This is a genomic window from Gemmiger sp. An120, assembly GCF_002160955.1.
GTDB classification, from domain to species: domain Bacteria; phylum Bacillota; class Clostridia; order Oscillospirales; family Ruminococcaceae; genus Gemmiger_A; species Gemmiger_A avium.
On record NZ_NFLN01000009.1, the window covers coordinates 111704 to 136137 of the forward strand.

The 24434-nt window shown below is 57.6% G+C and carries 20 protein-coding genes and 1 tRNA gene; 11 read left to right on the plus strand and 10 right to left on the minus strand.

Features of this window, described 5'->3' with window-relative positions; all coding sequences use genetic code 11:
• The first annotated feature begins 138 nt into the window (after window positions 1-138).
• Both B5E65_RS09275 and B5E65_RS09280 read left to right on the plus strand, forming a co-directional pair.
• On the plus strand, window positions 139-1416 hold the full coding sequence (locus B5E65_RS09275) for a hypothetical protein (protein WP_087171489.1): 1278 nt from the start codon (window positions 139-141) through the stop codon (window positions 1414-1416).
• 6 nt (window positions 1417-1422) lie between these two features.
• Window positions 1423-2127 carry a zinc ribbon domain-containing protein gene (locus tag B5E65_RS09280; protein ID WP_087171490.1) on the plus strand — a complete coding sequence of 235 codons (705 nt, stop codon included), beginning with the start codon at window positions 1423-1425 and terminating at the stop codon, window positions 2125-2127.
• 229 nt (window positions 2128-2356) lie between these two features.
• On the opposite strand, the gene B5E65_RS09285 is transcribed toward B5E65_RS09280, so the two are convergent.
• The 8 genes from B5E65_RS09285 to B5E65_RS09320 all read right to left on the minus strand — a co-directional run bounded on the left by B5E65_RS09285 (window position 2357) and on the right by B5E65_RS09320 (window position 12025).
• The gene (locus B5E65_RS09285) at window positions 2357-2563 is read right to left on the minus strand and encodes a hypothetical protein (RefSeq protein ID WP_087171491.1); all 207 of its coding nucleotides are present in this window, start codon (window positions 2561-2563) and stop codon (window positions 2357-2359) included.
• A gap of 7 nt (window positions 2564-2570) precedes the next feature.
• Window positions 2571-3581, minus strand: coding sequence for an ABC transporter ATP-binding protein (locus B5E65_RS09290; RefSeq protein WP_087171492.1), 1011 nt, complete (start codon window positions 3579-3581; stop codon window positions 2571-2573).
• Window positions 3571-4566: an ABC transporter ATP-binding protein gene (locus B5E65_RS09295; RefSeq protein ID WP_087171493.1), complete on the minus strand. Its 996-nt coding sequence runs from the start codon at window positions 4564-4566 to the stop codon at window positions 3571-3573. The genes B5E65_RS09290 and B5E65_RS09295 overlap by 11 nt, the downstream gene beginning before the upstream one ends.
• Window positions 4567-4571: 5 nt before the next feature.
• On the minus strand, window positions 4572-6377 hold the full coding sequence (locus B5E65_RS09300) for an ABC transporter permease subunit (RefSeq protein WP_204657871.1): 1806 nt from the start codon (window positions 6375-6377) through the stop codon (window positions 4572-4574).
• Between the two features lie 12 nt (window positions 6378-6389).
• On the minus strand, window positions 6390-7382 hold the full coding sequence (locus tag B5E65_RS09305) for an ABC transporter permease (RefSeq protein ID WP_087171494.1): 993 nt from the start codon (window positions 7380-7382) through the stop codon (window positions 6390-6392).
• Window positions 7383-7550: 168 nt separating this feature from the next.
• Window positions 7551-9446, minus strand: a complete 1896-nt coding sequence (locus tag B5E65_RS09310) for an ABC transporter substrate-binding protein (RefSeq protein WP_087171495.1) — start codon at window positions 9444-9446, stop codon at window positions 7551-7553.
• 249 nt (window positions 9447-9695) lie between these two features.
• Entirely contained in the window at window positions 9696-11498 is a 1803-nt protein-coding gene (pepF, locus tag B5E65_RS09315) for an oligoendopeptidase F (protein ID WP_087171496.1), read from the minus strand.
• 440 nt (window positions 11499-11938) lie between these two features.
• Window positions 11939-12025 (minus strand) — tRNA-Leu (locus tag B5E65_RS09320).
• A 239-nt stretch (window positions 12026-12264) separates the two neighbouring features.
• On the opposite strand from B5E65_RS09320, the gene B5E65_RS09325 reads away from it, so the two are divergent.
• Both B5E65_RS09325 and B5E65_RS09330 read left to right on the plus strand, forming a co-directional pair.
• On the plus strand, window positions 12265-12711 hold the full coding sequence (locus B5E65_RS09325) for a LytTR family DNA-binding domain-containing protein (RefSeq protein ID WP_087171497.1): 447 nt from the start codon (window positions 12265-12267) through the stop codon (window positions 12709-12711).
• Entirely contained in the window at window positions 12708-13142 is a 435-nt protein-coding gene (locus B5E65_RS09330; protein ID WP_087171498.1) for a hypothetical protein, read from the plus strand. Before B5E65_RS09325 ends, B5E65_RS09330 begins: the two co-directional genes overlap by 4 nt.
• A gap of 279 nt (window positions 13143-13421) precedes the next feature.
• Here the strand turns inward: B5E65_RS09330 and B5E65_RS09335 are convergent, their stop codons facing one another.
• Window positions 13422-14639, minus strand: coding sequence for an MFS transporter (locus tag B5E65_RS09335; protein WP_087171499.1), 1218 nt, complete (start codon window positions 14637-14639; stop codon window positions 13422-13424).
• A 129-nt stretch (window positions 14640-14768) separates the two neighbouring features.
• On the opposite strand from B5E65_RS09335, the gene B5E65_RS09340 reads away from it, so the two are divergent.
• On the plus strand, window positions 14769-16244 hold the full coding sequence (locus B5E65_RS09340; protein ID WP_087171500.1) for a sulfatase family protein: 1476 nt from the start codon (window positions 14769-14771) through the stop codon (window positions 16242-16244).
• Between the two features lie 62 nt (window positions 16245-16306).
• On the opposite strand, the gene B5E65_RS09345 is transcribed toward B5E65_RS09340, so the two are convergent.
• On the minus strand, window positions 16307-17137 hold the full coding sequence (locus B5E65_RS09345) for an AraC family transcriptional regulator (protein ID WP_087171501.1): 831 nt from the start codon (window positions 17135-17137) through the stop codon (window positions 16307-16309).
• Window positions 17138-17338: 201 nt separating this feature from the next.
• On the opposite strand from B5E65_RS09345, the gene B5E65_RS09350 reads away from it, so the two are divergent.
• From B5E65_RS09350 to B5E65_RS09375, 6 genes are all read left to right on the plus strand, one after another.
• A complete protein-coding gene (locus B5E65_RS09350; protein WP_087171502.1) occupies window positions 17339-18622 on the plus strand; it encodes an ABC transporter substrate-binding protein in 1284 nt (427 codons plus the stop codon).
• A 145-nt stretch (window positions 18623-18767) separates the two neighbouring features.
• Complete coding sequence (locus B5E65_RS09355) at window positions 18768-19670, plus strand: carbohydrate ABC transporter permease (protein WP_087171503.1); 903 nt, start codon at window positions 18768-18770, stop codon at window positions 19668-19670.
• Window positions 19671-19683: 13 nt separating this feature from the next.
• A complete protein-coding gene (locus B5E65_RS09360; RefSeq protein WP_087171504.1) occupies window positions 19684-20550 on the plus strand; it encodes a carbohydrate ABC transporter permease in 867 nt (288 codons plus the stop codon).
• A 28-nt stretch (window positions 20551-20578) separates the two neighbouring features.
• Window positions 20579-22486, plus strand: coding sequence for a beta-N-acetylhexosaminidase (locus tag B5E65_RS09365; protein ID WP_087171505.1), 1908 nt, complete (start codon window positions 20579-20581; stop codon window positions 22484-22486).
• 38 nt (window positions 22487-22524) lie between these two features.
• Window positions 22525-24165: a right-handed parallel beta-helix repeat-containing protein gene (locus B5E65_RS09370; RefSeq protein WP_206406296.1), complete on the plus strand. Its 1641-nt coding sequence runs from the start codon at window positions 22525-22527 to the stop codon at window positions 24163-24165.
• Between the two features lie 42 nt (window positions 24166-24207).
• The coding region (locus B5E65_RS09375; RefSeq protein WP_275532865.1) for a 1,3-beta-galactosyl-N-acetylhexosamine phosphorylase N-terminal domain-containing protein at window positions 24208-24434 on the plus strand (227 nt) is incomplete at its 3' end.

Genomic DNA, 24434 nt, shown 5'->3' on the forward strand with positions numbered 1-24434 from the left:
TTTCTCCCTTACGGCGGGCCTGCGTGCAGCAGGCAATGAATATGATACCAGTATACCACAAATTCGGCGGTGGAATTGCTCTTGCCGGGCCGGAATGCTACAATACAGGTAAAGATACATAAAGGGGGCCTGAGGCAGATGGCAAAACCTGCACAGGGCTGGTACCGGCTGGATAATGCCGGTATGGTGTATTCGGCCATTCAGCGGGACGATTACTCGGCGGTGTACCGATTCTCGGTGGTGATGGATGCCCCGGTAGACCCGCAGCGGCTGCAGAAAGCGGCTGACCGGGTGATGCCCCGGTTTCCCGGCTTGCAGGTGCGGCTGCGGCGGGGCGTGTTCTGGTACTACTTTGATGCGGATCCGTCTTTTTTACCGCAGGTGGAACCGGACATCGCCAATCCCTGCCAGCCCATCCGGTTTTCTTCCCGGGACCGGCTGCTGCGGATTTTCTACTACGAGTCGCGCATCTCCATTGAACTGTTCCATGCATTGGCGGACGGGGCCGGGGCGCTGGTGTTCCTGAAAACGCTGACGGCGGAATACCTGCGCCAGACCGGCGTGGAGGTACCCTGTACCGACGGTGTGCTGGATCCGGCACAGCCGCCCGATCCCGAGGAATGGGAGGATGCCTATCCCCGCTACGCCACCTCCCGGGCGCGGCGCAGCCTGAAAGCCGGCCCGGCCTATAACTACACCGGAACGCCGGAACCCTTCTACACCCTGAACGTGATCATGGGCCTGACCCCGGTGGAAAAGGTCCGTGCTGCGGCCAAGCGGTATGGGGTGTCCATTACAGAGTTTCTGGCTGCCGGGCTGATTCAGGCGCTGATTGTCCGCCAGCGCAGCGAAGGGCGCCGGAAGGAGCGTCCGGTGGCGTTGGTGATTCCCATCAACCTGCGGCCCTGGTTCCCCAGCAAAACACTGCGGAACTTCATCCTGACCACCCGCCCATTTATTGATCCGGAACTGGGCGACTATACATTTGAGGAGATCGCGGCGCAGGTGCATCACTATATGCGGCTACACATCAACCGGCAGGAGATGCAGGCCTATATTACCCAGAACGTAAGCCTGCAGCGTTCGCCGCTTCTGCGGCTGATCCCCCGTCCGCTGAAAAACTGGGGCATGGCCACCGGATTCCGCATGCTGGGCGAGCGGCCCTATTCGGCCACCTTTACCAACCCGGGTGTGTTCCAGATCCCGGCTGCCATGCAGGAACACATCCTGCGCACCGAGATGATCCTGGGGCAGTCCTACTCCGGCCGCACCAACTGCGCGGCTATCAGCATGGGCGATACCCTGGCCATCAGCTTTTCCGGCACCATGAAAGAAGCAAACCTGGAACGGGATTTCTTCCGCTGGCTGGTAAAGGAAGGTGTACCGGTGAAGATATTCTCCAACAGAAAGGATTGAGGAATCATGTCGTATTGTGTGAATTGCGGGGTGGAGCTGGACGCAAGTGCCCGAAGCTGTCCGCTGTGCGGCACGCCGGTGATCAATCCCCGGTGCCCGGTGGATGAAAACGCAACGCCGCCGTTCCCGCTGGTCCGGCGGGAGGTGGAACCAGTAGACCGGCGCAGTGTGGGCTGGCTGCTCACAGGGATGCTGGCCTCGGCAGCGGTCTGCTGCGGGCTGATCAACGGGCTGGCCTTCTTCCCCAGTGTGCCCTGGGCGCTGTATGTGGCCGGCGCAGCCCTGACCCTGTGGGTGTGGGCGGCTCTGCCGCTGCTGGTGCAAAGGCTGCCGGTACCGGTGTATCTGCTGGCCGATCTGGCGGCCGCCGCTGGTCTTCTGGTTCTGATTGCGGCGCTTACCGATGGCTGGGTCTGGCTGACCCGTCTGGCCTTGCCGATTCTGGTGCTCACCGGGGCGCTGGGGGCGGTTCTGGGGGCGCTGATCGCCCGGCACGGTTCCCGCCTGACCATCGGCGGGGTGTTCTTCCTGCTCCTGATTGTCTGGCTGCTGGCGCTGGAAGCATTGATTGATCTGTACATTGCCGGAACCTATCGGCCCGGCTGGTCGGTAATTGCGGCAGCGGCCGGGCTCGTGGCAGCAGTGTTCCTGCTGATTGTACGGCTGCGGCCCCGCCTGCGGGAGGAATTCCGGCGGCGTTTCCACACCTGACCGTCCTCCTGATACCAGTATACCGCATGAGACCACGGCCTGTCCGTGTGCTGTACAACGAACCAAATAAAATAAATTAGCCAAACGCGCCGGGGCCTGCACAGCCCCGGCGCGTTTGGCGTCTTCATAGCGGTATAACAAAAGGACGCCGGTCCAAAGACCGGCGTCCTTATCATTTGGGACAGATTGGAATGGGATGTATTACTGCGCGCATGCGCAGTTTCCGGCATTACAGAAACCGGAAGAAAAACAGGTAAAGCACCAGCAAGAATACGGCCAGCACGCCGATCAGTACCGGTATGAACACCGCCAGGGCAGCCAGGATCATGGCCAGCCGGTCACCTTTTTCCAAAGGCAGTTCTTCACGTTCCTTTTCAAAGCGCTCTTCCGCCTTGCGGACGTTCAGAACCCGGTTGATCTTTTTCCCAAACAGCATGGCAATCTCACTCCTTGTGTTTCAGGGGGAAGTGGCAGGCCACAAAGTGGTTGTTGCCCACATCGACCCACTCAGGAACTTCTTCCTTGCACTTCTGCTGGCAGTAGCGGCAGCGGGTGTGGAACTTGCAGCCGGAGGGGGGATTCACCGGGCTGGGGATATCGCCCTCCAGCAGGATACGCTCCCGCTTGTCGTCCTCATCCACCACCGGAATCGCCGACAGCAGCGCTTCGGTGTAGGGATGCAGGGTGTTGGCAAACAGCTCCTCAGTGGGGGCCAGCTCTACCATGTTGCCCAGGTACATAACGCCGATACGGTCGCTGATGTACTTCACAACGCTCAGGTCGTGGGTGATGAACAGGTAGGTCAGGTTCTGCTTCTCTTTCAGGTCGGACAGCAGGTTCAGGATCTGGGACTGGATCGACACGTCCAGAGCGGATACCGCCTCGTCACACACCACAAAGGAGGGATTCAGCGCCAGGCTGCGGGCGATGCCGATACGCTGCCGCTGACCGCCGGAGAACTGATGGGGATACCGGCCGAACATGTAGGTATCCAGGCCGCAGTTTTCCATCACCTTGAAGATGTAATCCTTCATGGCCGGGTCGCCGCGCTTGAACATACCGTGGGATACCAGGCCCTCGCCGATGATCTGGCCCACCGTCATACGGGGGTTCAGGGAGGAGTAGGGATCCTGGAAGATCAGCTGCAGATCCTTGCGCAGTACCCGCATCTCTTCCTTGGGCAGGCTCTTCAGGTCGATATCCTTGCCATCCTTGTGGTAGATGACCTGGCCTTCGGTCTGGGGATAGAGCTGCAGCAGGGTGCGGCCAAGCGTGGACTTGCCGCAGCCGGACTCGCCTACCAGGCCCAGGGTCTCGCCGGCGTAGATGTCCAGCGAGATACCATCATTGGCGCGTACATACCGCTGCTTTTCCCGCAGCTTGGTCTTCTTTACGGGGAAATACTGCTTCAGATCCCGAATGGACAGCAGTACTTTGCGATTCTCATTCTCCATGATTGTTTCTCACCGCCTTTTCGGGATAGAAGCACCGGACAAAGTGGCCCGGGGCCACCTCCTGCAGAGGAGGCTCGCTGGCCTTGCACTTCTCGGTGCAGTACTTGCAGCGGGGGCCGAACTTGCAGCCCACCGGCAGATACAGGGGATTGGGCACCGCGCCGGGAATCGCTTCCAGACGCTTATCCTTGGGGGTGTTGAGCCGGGGGATGGAGATCATCAGGCCCTCGGTGTAGGGATGGGAATAGGTGCCGTTGTGGAAGATGGTCTTGGCATCCGCCTTTTCCACAATCTGGCCGCAGTACATAACGGCCACTTCGTCGGCCATCTCATGAATAACGCCCAGGTCGTGGGTGATGAACAGGATGGAGGTACCGGTCTGGGCCTTCAGCTCGTTCATCAGCTTCAGGATCTGCGCCTGGATGGTCACGTCCAGCGCGGTGGTGGGCTCGTCCGCAATCAGCAGCTTGGGCTTGCAGGCCAGCGCCATGGCAATCATAACACGCTGACGCATACCGCCGGACAGCTGGAACGGATACTGCTTGGCCACCCGCTCGGGGTTGGGGATCTTAACATCAGCCAGCAGGGAAACCGCCTTGGCATGGGCTTCCTTCTTGCTCATGTGCTGGTGCAGCCGCAGCACCTCGCCGATCTGGCGCTCGATGGTGAACACCGGGTTCAGGGAGGTCATGGGCTCCTGGAAAATCACGGAAATCTCATTGCCGCGGATGTGATGCAGATCCTTGTCGCTGGCTTCCAGAATGTTCTTGCCGTCAAACATGATCTCGCCGCTGTCAATATAGCCGTTGCCGTCCAGCAACTTGATGATGCTCATGGCGGAAACGCTCTTGCCGGAACCGGACTCGCCTACAATACCCAGAGTCTTGCCGGCCTCCAGGGTGTAGCTAACGTCGTTGACTGCCTTGACGATGCCCTTTTTGGTGGTGAAATAGGTGTGCAGATTCTTGACTTCCAACAGACTCATGGTACTCACCTCTCCTTCGATTTGGGGTCAATGGCGTCGCGCAGGCCGTCGCCGATGCAGTTGATGCTGATGGTGCAGATACCCAGCATCAGAGCGGGGAAGACCCAGCGCCACCAGTAGTTCTCGATGACCTGGCCGTTCTGGGCGCCGGTCAGCATGTTACCCCAGGTAGCATTGGGCTCGGTAACGCCGAAGCCGATAAAGGACAGGGAGGACTCGGTCAGCATGCAGGTCGCGAAGTTCAGGGTCGCGTTTACGATGATAACCGTGATGATGTTGGGCAGGATGTGGCGGAAGATAATGCCGAATTCCTTCACGCCCAGCGCCTTGGCGGCGGTAACGAACTCCTGCTCGCGCTCGGCCAGCACGCTGCCGCGCACCAGACGGGCGATGCCGGGCCAGGACAGCAGGCCCAGAATGCACATGATCAGGATGATACGCTGGGTCTCACTGATGGAGTTGCCCAGGATCGAAGACAGAATAATACAGAACGGCAGGAACGGGATCGAAGAAACGATCTCGGTCAGACGCATGAGCAGGTTATCCACCTTGCCGCCCTTGTAGCCGGAGATACCGCCCACCACGATGCCGATGATGGTGGAGATGATAACGGCGATAGCGCCCACGGTCATGGTCATACGGCCGCCCACCAGAATACGGCGGAACAGGTCACGGCCCAGATCGTCGGTGCCCATCAGGTAGCCCTTCAGGCCCCAGGCAACCACGGAACCATCCTCGGTGATGGCGTAGTTGGCGTAGTAGCCGCTGTCCACAGAGGAGACGGTCACGCCCTTGGGAGCATTGGCCTGGCCATGGGTGTTGTCACCCCAGCTGCGCACGGTGCCGTCCTGCAGCACGGCGGTGAAATGATACCGGCCGCCGGTGACCGAAACAACCTGACCCTGGATATCCTCGGGCACATCCAGACCCTTCTTGATGTTGTTGCCCCAGGTGTACACGCGCCCGTCGGAAGTGACAGCCGCAGCGCACTCGTCGGTCAGCGCCAGATCCACCACGTTGCCCTGAATCTCTTCCGGAATCTTGGTGTAGGCAGAAGACTTGTTGGTGAGAGGAACAACCTCGCCGTCCTTGGTCAGCACCATAACGATGTTGGTGCTGGCAGCAAACTTGTCGATGTTGCCCTGCACCCCTTCGGGGTAGGAGATACTCAGCAGGTAATCACTGCCCCAGTTGTACATCTCGCCGTCCTCGGTCAGGGCCAGAGAGATCTGATAGCCGGCGTAGATCTGCTTGATGTCGTTGCCGCCGGTGCGCAGCTCCATGGGGATGCTGGCCAGACCCATACGGTCGTTGCCCCAGGTGAAGAGCTGGCCGTCCTCGTTGACGGCAAGCACATGGTCCAGACCGGCAGAAACCTGAACCAGTTTGCCGGTCTCGCTGCTGCTGGGGATCTTTTTCAGCTTTTCATTGGGGAAGGTACCCCATTCGTACACATTGCCGTCCTTGTCCAGGCCAACCGAGAAAGAGCTGCCCACGGACAGGTCCTGCGCGTTGTTCTTAAGTTGGGCGGGCACCTTGAGCATGCCGAAGCCCGGGGCCACATTGGCCTGGGTCACGTCCTGGTAGTACAGGTCAATGGGGAAGAAGAACGGCAGGAAAATGCAGCACAGGAAGATAAAGGTGAACAGGACCACGCCGGTCATGGCGATCTTGTCCTTTACAAAGGCGCTGACAACCATCTGCAGCGGGCTCTGCAGCACCTCTTCTTCTTCCTGGGGAAGGCCGCCCAGGGCCATGCGCTGGGCAGCCACCGCTGCCGTGGAGCGCTTGTTCTTTTTGTCTTTTCGCATCCTCGTTCCTCCTTAGCTGTCCAGCCGCACGCGGGGGTCTACCATGGTGTAGGCTACGTCCATAATGACGTTGCCGGCCAGAGACAGCACCACGTAGAACATCTGCATGGTCAGAACCACCGCAAAGTCACGCTGCAGCAGGCCGTCGATCAACATTTTGCCGAGACCGGGCCACAGGAACACCGACTCGATAACGATGGAACCGCCGAACAGGCCCACGACCCACCAGGTGGTAACGGTAACCACCGGGATCAGGGCGTTACGGAACGCATGGATGTAGATAACCGTCTTTTCCCGCAGGCCTTTGGCACGGGCAGTCTTGATATAGTCCATGCGCAGCACATCGATCATGGCAGCACGCACATAGCGGGTGATGCCGCCGATGCCCGATACCGACATGACCAGCACCGGCAGCGCCATATGCCACAGCTTATCGCCTATGGCTGCCAGACCGGTGGCTGTGGAGCCGGCCGTCTGCACGCCGCTGATGGGGAAGATCGGGAACTTGACCGCCAGCAGGAAGATGGAAAGCAAAGCAATAATGAAGGTGGGTATACTGTACCCCACAATGGTCAGCACCTGCACGCTCTTGTCAAAGGCGCCGTTCTTGCGCACCGCCGTGGCGATGCCCAGAGGAATGGAGATCACAAAGACCACAACCATGGTCAGCAGGTTCAGCAGCACCGTGTTGAGCATCGGCGCGCCGATCACGTTGATGACCTCCTGCTTATACTGGGTGGAATAGCCGAAATGACCGGTCAGCATATTGCCCATCCAGGCAAAATACTGGATCGGCAGGGGGTGATCCAGACCCAGAGAGGCCTTGGTCTTTTCATACAGAGCCTGGTAAGCGTCAGGCTTCATGGTGGTTTTGCTGCTGCCCAGCATGATATCCACGGGGTCGCCGGGCATGGATTTATAGATCCAGAACATCAGGATGGAAATGATAAAGAAGACGAAGACGATATAGATCAATCGCTTCAGCAGATATCTGCCTTTTCCCATTCGCCGTTCCTCCAATCGTACAAAGAATAAATAGGTGCGCTCCTTCCCGGAGCAGGGGTAAAGCAAGGATGGCCTTGCCTCTGAGGGGGAATGCTGCAACAAGGAAAATCCGGCGGAACCCGGCCACAAGGCGGGGTTCCGCCGGACGTTCTTATGCCGGATTAAACCTTAGGCGTCGACCCAGGCATCCAGGACGGCACGGGACCACTCCCAAACGGAGGTGGAGTACCAGCCGTGCAGCTTGTTGGAGAAGAAGTCGTAGTACTCATCGGAGTACAGGGGGATGTCAGGCATCTTGTCGTTCCAAACGGCGATGAAGTTCTGCCAGGCGGTCAGCCAGGTTTCCTTGTCGTCGAAGGGGATGGGCTTCAGAGCCTCGGCAGCAGCTTCCAGTTCCTCATCGGCGATCCAGTTGCTGTTGTAGCCGCCCTGCATCCAGACAGGATCGGTGGAGTAGTAGTACCAGGGGCTGCTGGCCAGAGCAAAGCCAACGGCCAGGTTGTACATGTTGTAGATCTTGTCACCGGTGTGGGTGATAGCAGCCTGCAGGGTGGGGAAGTCCATGGTGGTGGCGTTCAGCTGCATGCCGATCTCGGTCATAGCCTCGGGCAGCATGGTAGCCAGCAGGTCGGAAACGGGGTTGCCGTCGGTGTTGGCCCACTCGATCACCAGGGGCTTCAGCTCGCCGTCAACTTCCTTGTAACGCAGGCCGGTGCCGGAGTACTCGGTGCCGTCGGCGTTCAGGGTCCAGCCGTCGGCCTCCAGCAGAGCCTTGGCCTCGTCCAGGTTCTTCTCGTAGGTCTCCAGGTTCTGGTCGATCCAGTCCTTGGATTCCTGGTACTCCCACTGGGCCAGACCATAGTAGGAGTGCACAACAGCCGCGTAGCCGCCGCTGTACTGACGGGCAAACTCGTTGCGATCCAGGCAGTAAGCAATCGCCTTACGGACGTTGGCAGAATCGGTGGGGAACTGGCTGCAGTCGAACTGCACCTTGCCGTAACCGTTACGGAAGAAGGTGTTGTCCTGAGCCAGGCCCTGGTCAACCAGATCCAGACCGCCGTTGATGGTGTCGGCGCCGCTGCACTGGAACAGCAGGTCAACAGAGCCGGACTTCAGCTCGTTGATCATGGTGTCGGTCTTGACCATCTTGATGATCAGCTTCTCGATGACCGGCTTCACACCACGGTAGTCGCCCGCATAGTTGGGGTTGACAACCAGGGTGCACTGAGCGCTGGCCACGTCGAAAGACTCGAACAGGTAGGGGCCGCAGGTGACCTTCGGATTGTAACGATAGCCGGTGGTGGTATCGTTGATGGTCTTCAGCAGCAGGTCGGTGGTGAACTCGCCGGTGATGGTAGCACCCTCAGCGGTATCCTCCACGTCGCAGTCCGGAGCGATGACATGCATCGGGCGGGGCATAGCGGAAGCGTAGGTGATATCGTAGTGGTAGGGCAGCTCCTCAGCGCGCACGGTGACGGAGTAGGTCATCTCGTCCACCAGATGCACACCGGCGAAGTACTCGGTCTCGCCGTTGAAGAACTCCTGGTAGCCTACCAGGGAGTAGCCGGCCTGGCTGGGATAGCCGTCCACGCCGTTCATCTCAGGGCTGCTCTCCAGCAGCAGCTGGAAGACGTAGTCCTTGGCGGTGATGGGGGTGCCATCGCTCCACACCAGGCCATCGTTGATGGTCACGGTGTAGGTCTTGGTGCCGTCCTCGTTCTCGGTCTCGGTGTGGCTGGCCACCACAGTGGGATCGTAAACGTAGTTGCCGTCGATGTCGGACACAACGGTACCATAGCCATGGATCAGGTCGTAGGTCTTGTAGTTGACCGCGTTGTTGGAGAAGCTGGGATCGTAGAAGTCATTACCCATCTGGGTAGTGCTGCCGATGACCAGCTGACCCTGCGGCTCGGTGGGGCGGGTGCTCTCAGTACCCGCAGCAGAACTGCTTCCGGCAGCGCTGCTGTCCCCGTTGTTGGTTACGGGCGCCTGACCGCCACAGGCGGCCATCGAAACGGCCATAACGCCTGCAAGCAGCAAGGACATGAGTCTTGTCTTCTTCATACATGCATTCCTTTCCTGTCCCAAAACAGTAGATTTGACTGAACCGGGCGTACAGGGGGAGGAAGAGCCCCCGGCCTGTACCTTCCGGTGGAATCTGTATTATTTTAGCAAGAAAACGGAGAAAAAGCAACTAAAAGTGAACTTTTGAGTAAACTTTTATAAAAACCGAAGAAAAATCTGTGTTGAAATAGTGTTGTATCATGCAAAAGTGCAGAATCCTAAAGACCGGCAGCCGCATAACTGTCTGCGTCACGCGGACATCAGGGCCTCCATCTCTCCCAGCAGGGTATCAAAGTACCGCAGGGCGTCGTCAATGGGGGCGGGCGTGGACAGGTCTACGCCGGCGCCCTGCAGCAGGGTTACCGGATCGGCCGAGCAGCCGCCGCTCAGGAAATGCAGGTAGTCGTCCACTGCCGGCTGGCCCTCGCGCAGGATGCGCTGGGACAGGGCAACCGCCGAGGCAAAGCCGGTGGCGTACTGATATACATAGAAATTGTAATAGAAGTGGGGGATACGGGCCCACTCCAGAGCGATTTCGGGATCGGCCACGATGTCGTCGCCGTAGTACAGCCGGTTCAGCTCCGCGTATTTGGCGCACAGGCCGTCGGCGGTCAGGGCCTTGCCCTGGCGAACCTGCTCACTGCACCACAGTTCGAACTCGGCAAACATGGTCTGACGGTACAGGGTGGTGCGGAACTGCTCCAGGAAATGGTTGATCAGGTAGGCGCGCTGACGGGGCTCCTGGGTGCCGTCCAGCAGGTGGTGGATCAGCAGGGCCTCGTTGCAGGTGGAGGCAACCTCCGCCACAAAGATCTTGTAGCCGGCATAGGTGGGCTTCTGGTGGGTGTTGGACAGGTAGGAGTGCAGGGCGTGGCCCATCTCGTGCACCAGGGTGAACGCATCGTTCAGGGTGTCGGTGTAGTTGAGCAGCACGTAGGGGTGCGCGCCGTATACGCCGGCAGAGTACGCGCCGGAGCGCTTGCCCTGGTTCTCATACACATCCAGCCAGCGGTTGTCAAAGCCCTCGTTCAGCATCCGCAGGTAGTTTTCGCCCAGGGGAGCCAGCGCCTCGCGGGCCATCTCCTTGCCCTTTTCAAAGGGAACCTCCATCTGTACGTCGGCCACGATGGGGGCATACAGATCATAATAATGAAGTTCATCCACGCCCAGCAGTTTTTTGCGCAGCCGCACATACCGGTGCATGGTGGGCAGGTGCTTGTGTACGGTCTCGATCAGGTTGTGGTAGATTTCCACCGGAACCTCGGTCTCCGCCAGGGAAGCGTGCAGGGCAGAGGGATAGTGGCGGGCATCCGCAAAGAACTGCAGCTGCTTCATCTGGGCGCCCAGCAGGGCGGAGCAGGTGTTCTTCAGCTTGCCGTACCCGGCATAGAGAGAACGGAAAGCAGACTCTCGCAGAGCCCGGTCCTGGGATTCCATCATGGCGATGTAGCTGCCATGACTCAGGGCGTGGTGCTCGCCCTGACCGTCCACCGCATCCTCAAAGGTCATGTCGGCGTTGTTCAGCAGGGGGAAGATACTGCCCGGGGCCTGACCCATGCTGCCGGCGGCGGCCAGCAGGTTTTCGCACTCGGCGGAGAGGGTGTGCTCCTTCTTGCGCAGGATGCGGGTCAGTGCCAGACGGTAATGCTCCAGCGCCGGCTCGGTGCGGTAGAACTCCTCCAGACGGTTCTCATCAATGGCCAGCAGTTCCGGGGTCTGGAATGCCAGCGCCTGCTCCCAGGCCACCAGGAAGTTGCGGGCCTGGGCGCTCATCTCCTGATACACGGGCTCCCGGGTGTCCTGGTCGGTCTTGCGCATCGCGTAGGACAGCATCCGGTCGGCGTCCACCTCCAGCTGATCCTGCAGCTGCAGAAACTCCAGCAGGGTGGCGGCGCTCTCGCTCAGGCGCCCCGCATAGGCGGACAGCTTGCCCAGCGACTCCTGCAGGCGGGTATATTCTGCCTGCCAGGCTTCATCACTGGGGAAAAGATCGGTGAGGTTCCAGGTGAATTCCTGCGGGATCTCACTGCGGACAGGAACGGTTTTTGCCATGAATGTCGACTCCTTTTGCAATAAATTGGGGCCCTGCCGCAAACGGCCCGGCCCTGAAAACGCCGGAAACGGCGTTAAAATTACTTCCCCAGTATAGCACAGTCTGCCGCCGCTGTCATCGGATATACAGCCGCCGATAAAAAAACATGCTTTTATGCCAGGGGATTGCACGCATGCGCCCGGATACTTTATATGCATGAATATATACCGGCGGTACCCAGTCTGCGGGTCCGGCGACGCGCAAAATCTTGTTGGACAGATTTGCTGTCATCGCTTTTACTGGAAATTCGTTTGAGAGAAGAAAGCGGCTTTTCTCCGAAAGATATGTTTACCGTACGTCGCGCAAAAAACAGGGGAGGCAAGCAAAAAGCCCCGCCGGATAGCAGGGCTTTTCTGCGGAAATACGAAAAAACTCCCGAATGCTGCTGCATTCGGGAGTCTGGTGCGGATGAAGGGACTTGAACCCATATGGAGTTGCCCCCACTAGAACCTGAATCTAGCGCGTCTGCCAATTCCGCCACATCCGCTTATTTTGTTGTTCCGTCGCCGCGGAACGTTATATATCTTAGCATGAGTTTCCCGGGTTGTCAATACATTTTTTGAATTTTTTTGCAGAAAAATAAAATCTCTTTTTGGCGGGCCTTTTTCAGGCGAAAAACGCAATGCCGGCAATGCAACCTGCCCCCTTTAAATGACCGCATAGAGGGAGAACATTGCTTTTCCTTTTAGCCCCTGCTATGCTGAAATTACAAAAAGGGGGGATGCTATGAAGCTGCAGATCGAACATTGCCCCGGCGAAGTCCAGGTAACAGTGCGGGGACCGGAAGACAGCGCCGAGCTGCAAACAATTGTTGCACTGCTGCAAAGCGAATCCGACCGAATGTGGCTGCTGAACGAACAGCAGGAAACGGTGGCCGTATCTCCCCGGGATATTCTGTGGGCAGAAATGGTGGAGGATAAGGTGTTTGTGTACACAGCCGGCTCTGTCTGTCGTGCCCCGTTCAGCCTGGCGGCGCTGGAACTCCGCTGGGGTGTATTGGGGCTGTTCCGGTGCGGAAAATCCACAGTGGTAAACCTGAACGCGGTGCAAAGTCTGCACAGCCGTCCGGGCGGCAGAATCGAAGCGCTGTTGCCCACAGGAGAAAAGATCCTGATATCCCGGCGGTATGCGCCGGCACTGCGGGAGAAATTACAGGGAGGTTATGAGGGATGAAAACGTATCTGCGCATCTATCGCTGGTCCATGCAGATGAAACTGCACATGGCCCTGTATACGTTCGTGACAATTTTTCTAAAAGCTGTCTGCAGTCTGCTGCAGGGGGTAAACAGCTTGCCGATTATGGATATTGCTACTATGTGGCTGGTATCTTTAGTGTTTGCCATGATCGAAAGTGCCATCTATCCTGAAAACAGCAGCTGCACAAAGGGCCGCACACTGGCCTGGGCAGTCGTTGCCAACCTCTGCTTTATTGGAGGTGCCTGGATGTTTGGATGGTTTGCGGAGCTGCCTTTGCGGGGAAAGATAATCCTGGTTGTTTTCCTGGAAATGGGGCTGGCAATGATGCGGTTCGGGGATCAGTTTGTGCTGAAAATGGACAGTGCCCAGTTGACCAAAGAGCTGAAACAGTATCAGAAAAAGATTTGAGATTTCACAAAAAAGCCGCGGCATCCATTCGGAGATGCCGCGGCTTTTTTGTGCGCTCAGGCACAGTATAGCGAGCAATATTTCGTAAGTTAGGACGGGTCTTTTGGATGAGAAAGGCTGTAAATATATATAACGCTTCCGTCAATATTTAGGGTTTTGAAAAAGGAAATGTTGTGGTATTGTTATAGCGGGGCAGAACCTGTGTGCAGGTGAACCGGTCTGACCGCACCGGTAAAAAAGCTGCCTGTCCCAAACGGGCGGGCAGCAAAAAAGGTTTTGTCAGTGGAGATCCTGCGGCAGCCGGCGGAACAGTACAAACGGCACCACAAGAAGGACCAGCCCCAGCAGAAACAGGCTCTGGATGGGTGGGGCAGAGGGGGTTCTGTCCAGCACTTCAATCAGCGTAGAGGAAATGGTCGTTCCCAGCAGAGACGCGGCGCCGCTGATCAGCGAGTAGGCCGAGAAGTATACGCTGCGCATCTCGGTGGTGCTGGCGGCGACACGAAGCTGCAGAGTACCCACAGACAACCCGGAAGCCGGCAGTGTGCTCAGCATCAGGTAGACTGGCGCAATCCAGAACCCGTTCTCAGGTCCGGAGAAAAACAGCAGCAAGGCCAGCAGTGCGTACAGGATGAAGATGTTGGAAAGGCAGGTTCGCCAGCCGGTTTTGGCGGCAATGCGGGAGAATACAGGGGCGAACACACCACGCAGAATATTGCCGGCGGTCCCCCAGATCATCAGGGTAATGAAGCTGATATTCAGCATCCGCACTGCATACAGGCTGAACAGACCGCCGATAAACACGTTGGCGAAGCACCAGGAGGCGTTGGCCAGGATTACCTGGGTATGCTGCTTGTTCTTCAGCACCTGCAGCAAGGTGGAAAACGAGCTGTTCTGTGCGCGAAAAGAAACCGGTGCGCTCAGGAAAGGCAGCAGACACAGGCTGACCACCAGAAGCAGCGCTTCCGCAAGGCCGGCCAGGATGAAACCGGTCCGCAGATTTCCCATGCGCTCCGAGATCGAAATGGTGATCTGGATGACAGCGTTGGCTGCGGTGTAAATCAGCATGAACAAGGTTTCACGGGCTGTGTAGTAGCGGGAGCAGTGTTCGGCTTCAGCCATCTGCACATGCCAGTCTTCATAGGCGGGAGAGGACAGCTGCTGGATGCACTGCATGGCAGGCAGCAGCAGGCAGAACAGCAGCGTTCCGCTGGGCATGGGCAGCAGCACCGTGAAGAAAACCAGGCAGATGCTGATTCGCCACAAAAAACTCATGCTTACCAGGAACCTGTGTTTGTGTTTCAGCCGGGCGTAAAACAGACCGCCCACCGGCTGCAGCACAAGAAAGGTGGAGGAAAGCCCAGTCAGAAGATTGGACAAGCCCAGCGGCAGGTCGTAATACTGCGTAAGCTTGGCAATCAGAAAGCCGGTGCAGATCCAGTATGCACTCATGGAAAAGTCATACTCAAAAATAAACAGGCGCAGACGATGGCTCATAAATCGTTCCTCTTTTACGAATGAGTTTTTCGATGGACCCGTGCAGTGCCAAAAGGCAATGCTATTTTACTCGGTAGGATCTATTTCCGCAATAGGCAAAATAAAAAACAGCAAGGGGATTTGACAGCAATGAAAACAACAAACCGACCGAACATACTCTTTATCCTGGCAGACGATATGGGGGCGTGGGCGCTTCATTGCGCGGGAAACAGCGATATCCAAACCCCGAATCTGGACCGCATGGCAACCCGCGGCGTGCGCTTTGAAAATTTTTTCTGCGCCTCACCGGTGTGCTCTCCGGCGCGGGCTTCGATCCTGTGCGGAACGATGCCCAGCTGCCACGGCGTGCTGGACTGGCTGGACGGCGGCAATGTACCGGCCTCGCATCCCTTCACAGAGGGGCGGGAGGCGTTCCGGTTTGAAACGCAGCCCATCCGGTATCTGGAACACCTCACCAGCTACACGGAACTGCTGCACCAGGCGGGGTATACCTGTGGCCTGTGCGGCAAATGGCATCTGGGCGACAGCCTTTCCCCGCAGAAAGGCTTTACCGACTGGTATACCATCGCCAGAGGCGGCTGTGATTATTTCAAGCCGGAGATTGTGGAAAACGGAACCATCCGGGAAGAACACGGCTATGTGACCGACCTGATCGGCCAGCGGGCGCTTGAAACGCTGGAGCGATACGCATCGCAGCCGGATCCCTTCTATCTCAGCGTACATTTTACCGCGCCGCATGATCCCTGGGACAAGGAACAGCACCCACAGGCCTATTGGGATCTGTATGAAGGCTGCGGCTTTACCGCAACGCCGGATCTTCCGCTGCATCCGAACCAGGTTTATACCTGTTCGCACGGTACCGGGGAACGGCGCAAGGAACTGCTGCGGGGATACTATGCGGCAATCAGCGCCATGGATCATCAGATCGGCTGCCTGACCGACAAGCTGGAAGAACTGGGCATTCTGGATAACACCGTTGTGATCTTCACCTCAGACAACGGCATGAACCTGGGTCAGCACGGAATCTGGGGCAAGGGGAATGGTACCTTTCCCCAGAATATGTTTGACTCTTCGGTCAAGGTGCCGTTCCTGGCCATGTGGCCCGGCCATTTCCGGGAGAACGCGGTCTGCGAGGAAATGTTCAGCCACTATGACCTGATGCCCACCCTGTGCGAACTGGCGCAGGTGGAGTGCCGTACCCGCCAGACACTGCCCGGCGACAGCTTTGCCGCCTGGCTGCAGCAGCCGGATAAGGAGCGCGGCGGTTCCATTGTGGTGTTTGACGAATATGGCCCGGTTCGCATGATCCGCAGCAAAGAGTATAAGCTGGTGCTCCGCTATCCCTATGGCCCCAACGAACTGTACGACTTGCGGCAGGACCCGCAGGAAGAAAACAACCTTTATGACTGTCCGGAACAGCAGGCACGGATCCTTGCCATGAGCCGGGAGATGGATGACTGGTTCCGCCGCTGCGCCGATCCGGCCTTTGATCCGCGCTGCGAAGCTGTTACCGGCACCGGCCAGCATTGCCGCCCGGGCGTCTACGCTACCATGACCGACCGCTATGGTGCGATTCCCCGGTTTGTGAACCCCCGGAACAAGTAAAACAAAAACCGCCCTTTCCTGCCCGGTGTGATCCGGGCCCGGAAAGGGCGGTTTTGTTTGCTTTATGTGGTGGAATGTTTGGCACGATAGGCAGAGGGGGACATCCCGAACCGCTTTTGAAAACTCTGGGAAAAGTAGTTGCCGCTGTTGAAGCCCAGATTCCCGCTGATGCTGACAATGCTGCGGTCGGTGGTTTCCAGCAGAAATTTTGCATCCCGGAACCGGCAGGACAACATGTACTCAATGGGGCTCACGGCGTAGCGCTTCTTGAACTCCCGGATGAGGCCGTACCGGTTCAGCCCTACTTTGTCCGACAACATTTCCAGACTCAGGGGAGAGGTGTAGTTGTCATCTATGTACTGCTTGACCCAGGCGATGCTGCTCTGCATCCGATTGTCCGAACTTACCTCCGGCTCAATGGCTCGGCCGGTGATACGGGACAGATGAATCATAATAAGCTGCGCAATCCGCAGTGCCGCACCGGAATACTGCTCGTTTTTGTTCTGCAGTTCGCTGATCAGCAGGGTCAGCAGCTGCACCATGTTCTTGCTGTCCGAAGCAAAGGAACCGTGATAGTATCCGTTGGAATCGGTGGGCAGATTGGAATGGCCGCCCTTGATACCCAGCACCACCCACTCCACCGGTGATTCCGGGATGGCCCGTTCCACATGTTCGGTATCCGGATTGATCAGAACAAATTCATAGGGATGCAGCGTAAAGTTGGAATCCCGCACAAAAAATTCGCAGTCACCGCTCACACAGAAGAAAATCTCCAGAAATGAGTGGGCGTGCCGGGTTCCGATCCAGCGCTTTTCGTAGCGGAAACTGGTCACATACAGCAGCTGCAGCCCATCCTCCGCCACGGCATTATCCAACTCGAACAGATCATACATAGCTTCACCCGTTACGCGCGCAGCGCCCTCCCCAAAAACGAAAAAGTGAAATTTGTATAACGATATTGTCAATATACCATATTCCCGGGGGCAAAACAATAGGGTAGAATGAACGCTGTAAGGAGGCTGTGAAGAGAAACAGCACTCAGGCTGTATTCCGCACCGTGAGGGCGGAGTGCAAAAGAGAAATGGAGGAACAACATGAAAAAAAGCAAGCTTCTGAGAGCCCTGTGCGGGGTCTGCGCCGTGGGTATGATGCTGACCGCCTGTGGCGGTACCGGCACCGGCAGCAGCACTCCGGCTGGCGAGTCCGGCAGCCAGGCCGCTTCGTCCGGCAAGACCCTGACCTACTGGTCGATGTGGAACTCCACCGAAGGCCAGGCCAAGGTGATCCAGGAGGCCGCTGACGCCTACGAGGCCGCTACCGGTATCAAGATCAACATCGAGTGGAAGGGCCGCGATGTAAAGAACCTGATCGCTCCCGCGCTGGACGCCGGCGAGAAGATCGACATCTTTGACCAGGACTATGTGTTCATCTCCAACACCGCCAGCAAGTACGCCGCGGATGTTACCCAGATGGTGGAGGAAGCCGGTCTGGAAGAGCACATGCTGCCCGTTCTGGTGGAAACCGCCAAGAGCTACAATGACGGCGCTCTGAAGGTTATTCCCTACCAGCCCTACACCTCCGGCGTGTGGTATAACAAGGCCATGTTCGAGGCCGCCGGCATCGAGAAGGTGCCCGCCACCTTTGACGAACTGCTGGATGTCTGCGAAGCCCTGAAAGCCAGCGGCGTGAACCCCATGACCTGTGACCAGGGCGACGGCACCGCGCTGCTGGTGGGCTATCAGCTGGCCCGCTACCTGGGTCAGGACGGCGTTCTGGATCTGATCAACAACACCAAGTGGGCCGAGGTTCCCGAAGCCAAGAAGGCTGCCGAGGATATCCACACCCTGTTCGCCAACGGCTATATGTCTGAGTACGCGCCCGCCAACTATCCGGACGGCCAGAACGAGCTGGGCTACGGCGAAACCGCCATGCTGCTGCAGGCGTCCTGGGTTCCCAACGAGGTTGTGCAGAACACCGGCGCTGAGATCGAATGGGGCTTCTTCCCCTGGCCCGCTGTGGAAGGCGGCGTGGACGGCGTAGAGGCCGCCATGGTCGGCGCGCAGGGCTATGCGATCGTGGAAACCAGTGAATACAAGCAGGAAGCTTTTGACTTCATCAAGACCGTGGTTACCGGCGAAACCGATCTGAAGATGGCCCAGGCTGTTTCTTCCATCCCTGCCGATACCGCCAACACCGAGTGGCCGCAGGCCGTGTCCGGGGCTGAACCCTACTTCAAGGAAATGACCAAGTCCTATCTGTGGGCGGTTGGCCTGCAGGAGAACGGCAACTACAAGGATTACATCCAGGAAGCGATCAACCAGCTGTGCAAGCAGGAGATTGACGCTACCGGCTTCATCGATGCCCTGTCTGACCTGTAATCTGCATAGCCAAATAAAGCGCTTACCCACGAAGCGATCCTGATCCGTGCAGTTGTGGGACGCAAAGGGGAGCTCTTTCAGGAGATAAGAGCTCCCCTTTTTTCGGCGGGGCATCCCCCCAAAGCATAAGAAAGGGGTAATTCGGTTGAAAAAAGACAAAAAAATGATCGTATGCTTTTTGGCGCCGGCACTGTTCATGTTTGTGCTGATCTTCCTGTACCCGGTTCTGCGTACGATTGCCATGAGCTTTTTCCAGGTGGAAGGCGTCAGCGACGCGTTCAATACCTGGAAGTTCATCGGCCTGGAAAACTATACTACCCTGCTGCAGACCCCGATTTTTCTGGATTCCATGAAAAACATGCTGAAGATCTGGGTGTACGGCGGGATTGCCGTCATGCTGGTCTCGCTGCTTTTTGCGGCAATCCTTACCAACGGCCTGGCAGGCAAGACCTTCTACAAAACGGTCATCTACATTCCCAATATTATCAACGCGGTAGCTATGGCCACCATGTGGATCACCGCTATCTTCAACAAGCGGTTCGGATTCCTGCATAACTTCTTCTCGTTCTTCGGTTCTGACCTGGCCAAAACGGACTACATGAGCGGCTCCATCAAGTTCTGGTCGTTGCTGGTGGCATTCTGCTTTGGCTCGGTGGGCTATTATATGCTGATCTTTATGGGCGGCATCGAGCGGCTCTCGCCGGATATGTACGAGGCGGCCACCATTGACGGTGCCAGCAAGATCAAACAGTTTACCCGCATCACCCTGCCGCTGCTGCGCGGTGTGTTCAAGACCTGTCTGACCTTCTGGTCGATCGGTGTTGTGGGCTTCTTCGTGTGGAGCCAGATGTGGAGCGCGCCGCTTGCCAGTGAGCTGAGCACCACCACGCCCTTTGTTTATATGTACAACATTACTTTCGGTACCCAGGGCAACACATTCCGCAACGCAGCAATGGGCGCTGCAGTGGGTGTGCTGATGGCGGCCACCGTGCTGGTCATTTTCTTCCTGATCAACTTCCTGATCAAGGATGATGACGTTGAGGTGTGAGGGAGGTAAACGAATGATGAGAAAACTGGGTGCTTCAACGTTGGAAACCAAAAAACAGTTCCGGATGCTGCCGGGCCATCTGGTAGTCGGCCTCTGGTGCCTGTTTACCATTGGTATGCTTGCCTGGATCGTAGCGGCAAGCCTGTCCACCTCGCCGGAAATCATGCGGGGTGAAACCCTTAAATTTGCTACGGGCTTTCATTTTGAAAACTATGCCAAAGCCTGGACTGCCAACAACATTTCGGTGTTCTTCATGAACTCGCTGCTCTATGCTTTCTGCACCATGGTGGGTTCGCTGGCGATCAGTGCGCCGGCCGCCTATGTGCTGGGCCGCTATGTGTTTGTGGGCAACAAGCTGGTGCGCAACGGCTTTATCACGGCCATGAGCCTGCCCCAGATCATGATCATTCTGCCGCTGTTCTCGCTGGCCACCCAGGCAAATCTGACCGGTTCCAAGTTTGTGCTGATCGTGATCTATATCGGCATGCAGATTCCCTATACCACCACCTTCCTGATCAGCTTCTTTGCTTCGCTGTCCAGCGTATATGAAGAAGCTGCCGCCATCGACGGCTGCCCTCCGATGAAGACCTTCTGGAGGATCATGCTGCCTCTGGCGCAGCCGGGCATTGTGACGGTGGGTATCTTCAACTTCATGAACATCTGGAACGAGTACTTCCTCTCGCTGATCTTTGCCTCTTCGGAAAAGAACATGTCGGTCGGCCCTGGCCTGAAAAGCGTACTGACCGCCATGCAGTACACCGGCGACTGGGGCGGCTTGTTTGCCGCGGTGGTTATTGTGTTCCTGCCCACTCTGATTTTGTTCCTGTGCCTGTCCAAAACCATTATCAGCGGTATCACGGCAGGCGGCGTCAAGGGCTGATTTTCTGCTGCAGAGAGGTTACACACGCATGATATTTCATACAGCAGACCCCAAACTGCGGCACTTGCTGGACATTGTGTGCGAGCATCTGCACCTGTACAGCCGGGAACCGGAATTGACCGTGGAAGTAAAGTGGGCATCTTCGCCCGACCAGCTGCCCGGCTGGAAAAAAGAAAAGGGGTGTCTGCATATTGTCTGCCGGGATGCCGGCGAAGCTCTGATGCTGATTGGCCGCGGCCTGACCCAGAACGACAAAGCGGCCGAAACACTGGAACCCCGCTTTTCCGAACTGGCTGCCATGCTGGACGTGTCCCGCAATGCGGTCTATACGCTGCCCGCGCTGAAAACATTCCTGTGCCAGCTGGCCATGATGGGCTATACCGCCTGCTACCTGTACATGGAAGACACCTATGAACTGCCCGGATACCCCTACTTCGGATACCGGCGGGGCCGTTACAGCGTGGCCGAGCAGAAAGAACTGGATCAGTTCGCCCAGTCCGTCGGCATCGAGCTGATTCCCTGCATCCAGACGCTGGCACATCTGCGCACGGCGATCCGATGGGGGTATATGCAGCCCATGCGGGACACCATCGACAACCTGATGGTGGGCCACCCGGAAACCGAGGCGCTGGTGGAGGCGATGATTGCCCACTTCAGCAAAACATTTCATAGCCGCCGCATCCATCTGGGTATGGATGAGGCAGTCAGTCTGGGAACAGGCCGGTATCTCCGCAGCAACGGCTATCGGAACCATCGGGATATACTGATGGAGCATCTGCACACGGTCTGCCGCCTTTGCGACAAATACGGGATGCAGCCTATGATCTGGGACGATATGCTGTTCCGTGACCGTACGCCCCTGATGAATTACTATGGCAGCAGCGCCCCGGTATCGGCCGAGGAAGCCGCCCGCTATCCCGATAACCTGACCTTTGTTTACTGGGATTACTACCATGACTCCAAAGAGGAGTACGAAGAACAGATCCGGCGCCGCGGCAATTTGAAAATGGCCTTTGCCGGCGGCGTTTGGAAATGGGGCGGCTGGGTACCCAATTTTACCAAAAGCTTTCAGGACAGCATTGCGGCTGCCGAAGCCTGCCACCAGCAGGGCGTACAGAATATCCTGGTGACCCTGTGGGGGGATGACGGCGACGAAACGCCGCTGGCAACCGTCCTGCCCGGTCTGGCGCTGTATGGCCTGCTCCGGTTCGGGTCGGCGGTACCAAGGCAAACCGATCCGTTCTGCCGGCTTTTCAGCGATCTTCCGCTGGCGGCCTATGAACTGATGGAAAAGATGGATCTCATCCCGGGTATGCCGCAGGAAAACCTGGAAGCGCTGATCCCTCATAAGCTGCTTCTCTACGGGGATATGGCAAGCGAGCTGTTCCAGCCCGTTCTCACCAGTGATCCGGACGGCCTGGCAGCCTATTACGAAGATCTGTCCGCGCAGTATGCAGCGCACGCGCAGCATACCCGCAGCGAGGGGATGCAGCGGATTCTGCGGCTGTATCAGTGCCTGGCACAGGTATTGTCCGCCCGCTGTACCGCCGCTGCGGCACTGCAAACCGCGGGCGCCATGCAGAGCGGCCGCGGCGGCAAAAAACGGGCGTTGACAGCTGCCGCCGCCCTTTTGTCCGAGATGGAAACCCGGGTCGAACAGCTCCATCAGCAGACTGTGGAGGTCTGGTCCCAGGAACGTAAAGGCCAGGGTATGGAGATCCTGGACCTTCGCCTGGGCGGAATTGCGGCGCGCTGCAAGGCGCTGCGCAAACGGATCGAGTTGTACAATACCGGCCGCATCGAGAGCCTTTCCGAACTGGAAGAACCTTTCCTGCCGTACCAGGGCATTCTGTCACAGGACGGACACACACCGGGGCGGGAGGCGTATGGCGAGATTGTTACCGCCAATACGCTGTGCCATCAGTTCAGCATTTGATAACCCACCCCAAAGAAAACGAATAGGACGTAATGAGTATGATGAATATGTCGGCTGCACAGCAGCGGAAACCAGGCCGGAACGCAACGACCTACTATGTCAGCAGCCGTGAAGGCAGCGATGCCAACAGCGGTCTTTCCCCGCAAAGTGCATTGCGCAGCCTGCAGGCAGTCAGCCGCAAGCCGCTGGCGCCCGGCGACAGTATTCTGCTGGAGCGCGGCAGCCTGTTTGAAAACGACTATCTGCATCTGTATGATCTCCGAGCAACCGCCGACAACCCCATCCGTATCTCGGCATACGGAAAGGGGGCACAGCCGGAGATCCGTACCAACGGGCAGGGAAGATGGTACCAGGACTACGGTGTTCCCCTGGACAATCCCGCCCATAAAAATGCCGGGTATGTTTCCAGCGCCGTGCTTCTGTACGACTGCGCGGGTATTGAAATCTCCGATCTGTCCATTACCAACGGCGGGGAAGAGCAGGACTCTGCGTACAACGATCTGAACCGTATGGACCGCACCGGCGTGGCCGTAGTGGCGCAAAATGGCGGTACCCTCAGCCATATCTATCTGAGCAACCTGACCGTCTGCCATGTGCACGGCAATGTGTACAATAAGCACATGAACAACGGCGGCATCTATTTTACTGCTTTCATGCCTGCCGATGAGGAAAAAACCGGGATTGCCCGGTTTGACGACGTGTGTGTGGAACGCTGCTATCTGGAAGACGTGAACCGCTGGGGTATTGCCGTGGCATACACCGCCTATTGCGGGCATTTCCTTACCAAGGAGATCCCGGATGAGGTCGTGGCCCGGTATGGGGCCAGCCGGGTGGTAATCCGCCGCAACTTCGTCAAGGATGCCGGCGGCGATTCCATTACCACCATGTACTGCGACCGCCCGCTGATTGAACAGAATGTTTCCGACGGGGCAGGCCGCCAGATCAACAAGCGGGACTATGCAGAAAGCGACTTCGGGCGCGTTGCCGCTGCCGTCTGGCCCTGGAAGTGCAAAAACGCATTGTTCCAGTTCAACGAGGTGTTCAATACCCGGTACCACAATGGTGAAAACCAGGATGGCCAGGCCTTTGACGCGGACTGGGGCGACGGCACGATCTACCAGTACAACTACAGCCACGACAACGAGGGCGGCTGCCTGATGGTATGCGGCGAGGAGGCGGTGAACACCATCTTCCGCTACAACATCAGCCAGAACGATGGCCGGGCGATCCTGCTGCCGGCCAGCAGCCCGGTGGCGCAGGTGTACAACAATACCTTTTATATAAAGGAAGGCGTGCCGTTTATCGACACCAACAGCGACGGCGTAGGCCCCATGGTGCTGAAAAACAACCTGGTCTATTATGCCGGAAACCAGCCGCGGCAGGAAAACTGGTACACAGATGTAACCGAGTACAGCAACAATCTGTTCTGGGGCTACCAGAATGCGCCGGAAAACGGGCAGAACAACCTGACGGCTGATCCCTGTATGCAGGCCCCCGGAACCGGAAAGACCGGCACTACCCTGGGCCCTGCGCTGGATACGCTGGCGGGATACCGCCTGCAGAAAAGCAGCCCGGCAATCGGCGCCGGTGTGGCAACCGGGCCGCAGCTGCTGGATTTTTACGGGAACACCGTTCCCAATCCGCCGTCCATTGGTGCGTACCAGACGCCGGCGGAATAACAAACTCCTATATATACATATATAATAAGGTGGGTTCAACCTATGAAAGATGATTTGAAAAAGGGCCGCGTAACCATCCCCACCGATCTGGACGTGGTGCCTCAGACCCTGGAAGTGCTGGAACAGTGGGGCGCTGACGCAATCCGCGATTGCGACGGCACCGAGTTCCCCGCCGAGCTGACCAAGACCGGCGCCAAGATCTACTCCACCTACTACACCACCCGTAAGGACAACGCCTGGGCCAAGGCCAATCCGGACGAGGTGCAGCA

Excerpts from the sequence above, each read along its gene's own strand:
- B5E65_RS09275 (WP_087171489.1), top strand. The coding sequence starts at position 139 with ATGGCAAAACCTGCACAGGGCTGGTACCGGCTGGATAATGCCGGTATG.
- B5E65_RS09305 (WP_087171494.1), bottom strand. The coding sequence starts at position 7,382 with ATGGGAAAAGGCAGATATCTGCTGAAGCGATTGATCTATATCGTCTTC.
- B5E65_RS09280 (WP_087171490.1), top strand. The coding sequence starts at position 1,423 with ATGTCGTATTGTGTGAATTGCGGGGTGGAGCTGGACGCAAGTGCCCGA.
- B5E65_RS09310 (WP_087171495.1), bottom strand. The coding sequence starts at position 9,446 with ATGAAGAAGACAAGACTCATGTCCTTGCTGCTTGCAGGCGTTATGGCC.
- B5E65_RS09290 (WP_087171492.1), bottom strand. The coding sequence starts at position 3,581 with ATGGAGAATGAGAATCGCAAAGTACTGCTGTCCATTCGGGATCTGAAG.
- B5E65_RS09285 (WP_087171491.1), bottom strand. The coding sequence starts at position 2,563 with ATGCTGTTTGGGAAAAAGATCAACCGGGTTCTGAACGTCCGCAAGGCG.
- B5E65_RS09330 (WP_087171498.1), top strand. The coding sequence starts at position 12,708 with ATGAAAACGTATCTGCGCATCTATCGCTGGTCCATGCAGATGAAACTG.
- B5E65_RS09360 (WP_087171504.1), top strand. The coding sequence starts at position 19,684 with ATGATGAGAAAACTGGGTGCTTCAACGTTGGAAACCAAAAAACAGTTC.
- B5E65_RS09300 (WP_204657871.1), bottom strand. The coding sequence starts at position 6,377 with ATGCGAAAAGACAAAAAGAACAAGCGCTCCACGGCAGCGGTGGCTGCC.
- B5E65_RS09350 (WP_087171502.1), top strand. The coding sequence starts at position 17,339 with ATGAAAAAAAGCAAGCTTCTGAGAGCCCTGTGCGGGGTCTGCGCCGTG.
- B5E65_RS09365 (WP_087171505.1), top strand. The coding sequence starts at position 20,579 with ATGATATTTCATACAGCAGACCCCAAACTGCGGCACTTGCTGGACATT.
- B5E65_RS09325 (WP_087171497.1), top strand. The coding sequence starts at position 12,265 with ATGAAGCTGCAGATCGAACATTGCCCCGGCGAAGTCCAGGTAACAGTG.
- B5E65_RS09345 (WP_087171501.1), bottom strand. The coding sequence starts at position 17,137 with ATGTATGATCTGTTCGAGTTGGATAATGCCGTGGCGGAGGATGGGCTG.
- B5E65_RS09295 (WP_087171493.1), bottom strand. The coding sequence starts at position 4,566 with ATGAGTCTGTTGGAAGTCAAGAATCTGCACACCTATTTCACCACCAAA.
- B5E65_RS09335 (WP_087171499.1), bottom strand. The coding sequence starts at position 14,639 with ATGAGCCATCGTCTGCGCCTGTTTATTTTTGAGTATGACTTTTCCATG.
- B5E65_RS09370 (WP_206406296.1), top strand. The coding sequence starts at position 22,525 with ATGATGAATATGTCGGCTGCACAGCAGCGGAAACCAGGCCGGAACGCA.
- pepF (WP_087171496.1), bottom strand. The coding sequence starts at position 11,498 with ATGGCAAAAACCGTTCCTGTCCGCAGTGAGATCCCGCAGGAATTCACC.
- B5E65_RS09340 (WP_087171500.1), top strand. The coding sequence starts at position 14,769 with ATGAAAACAACAAACCGACCGAACATACTCTTTATCCTGGCAGACGAT.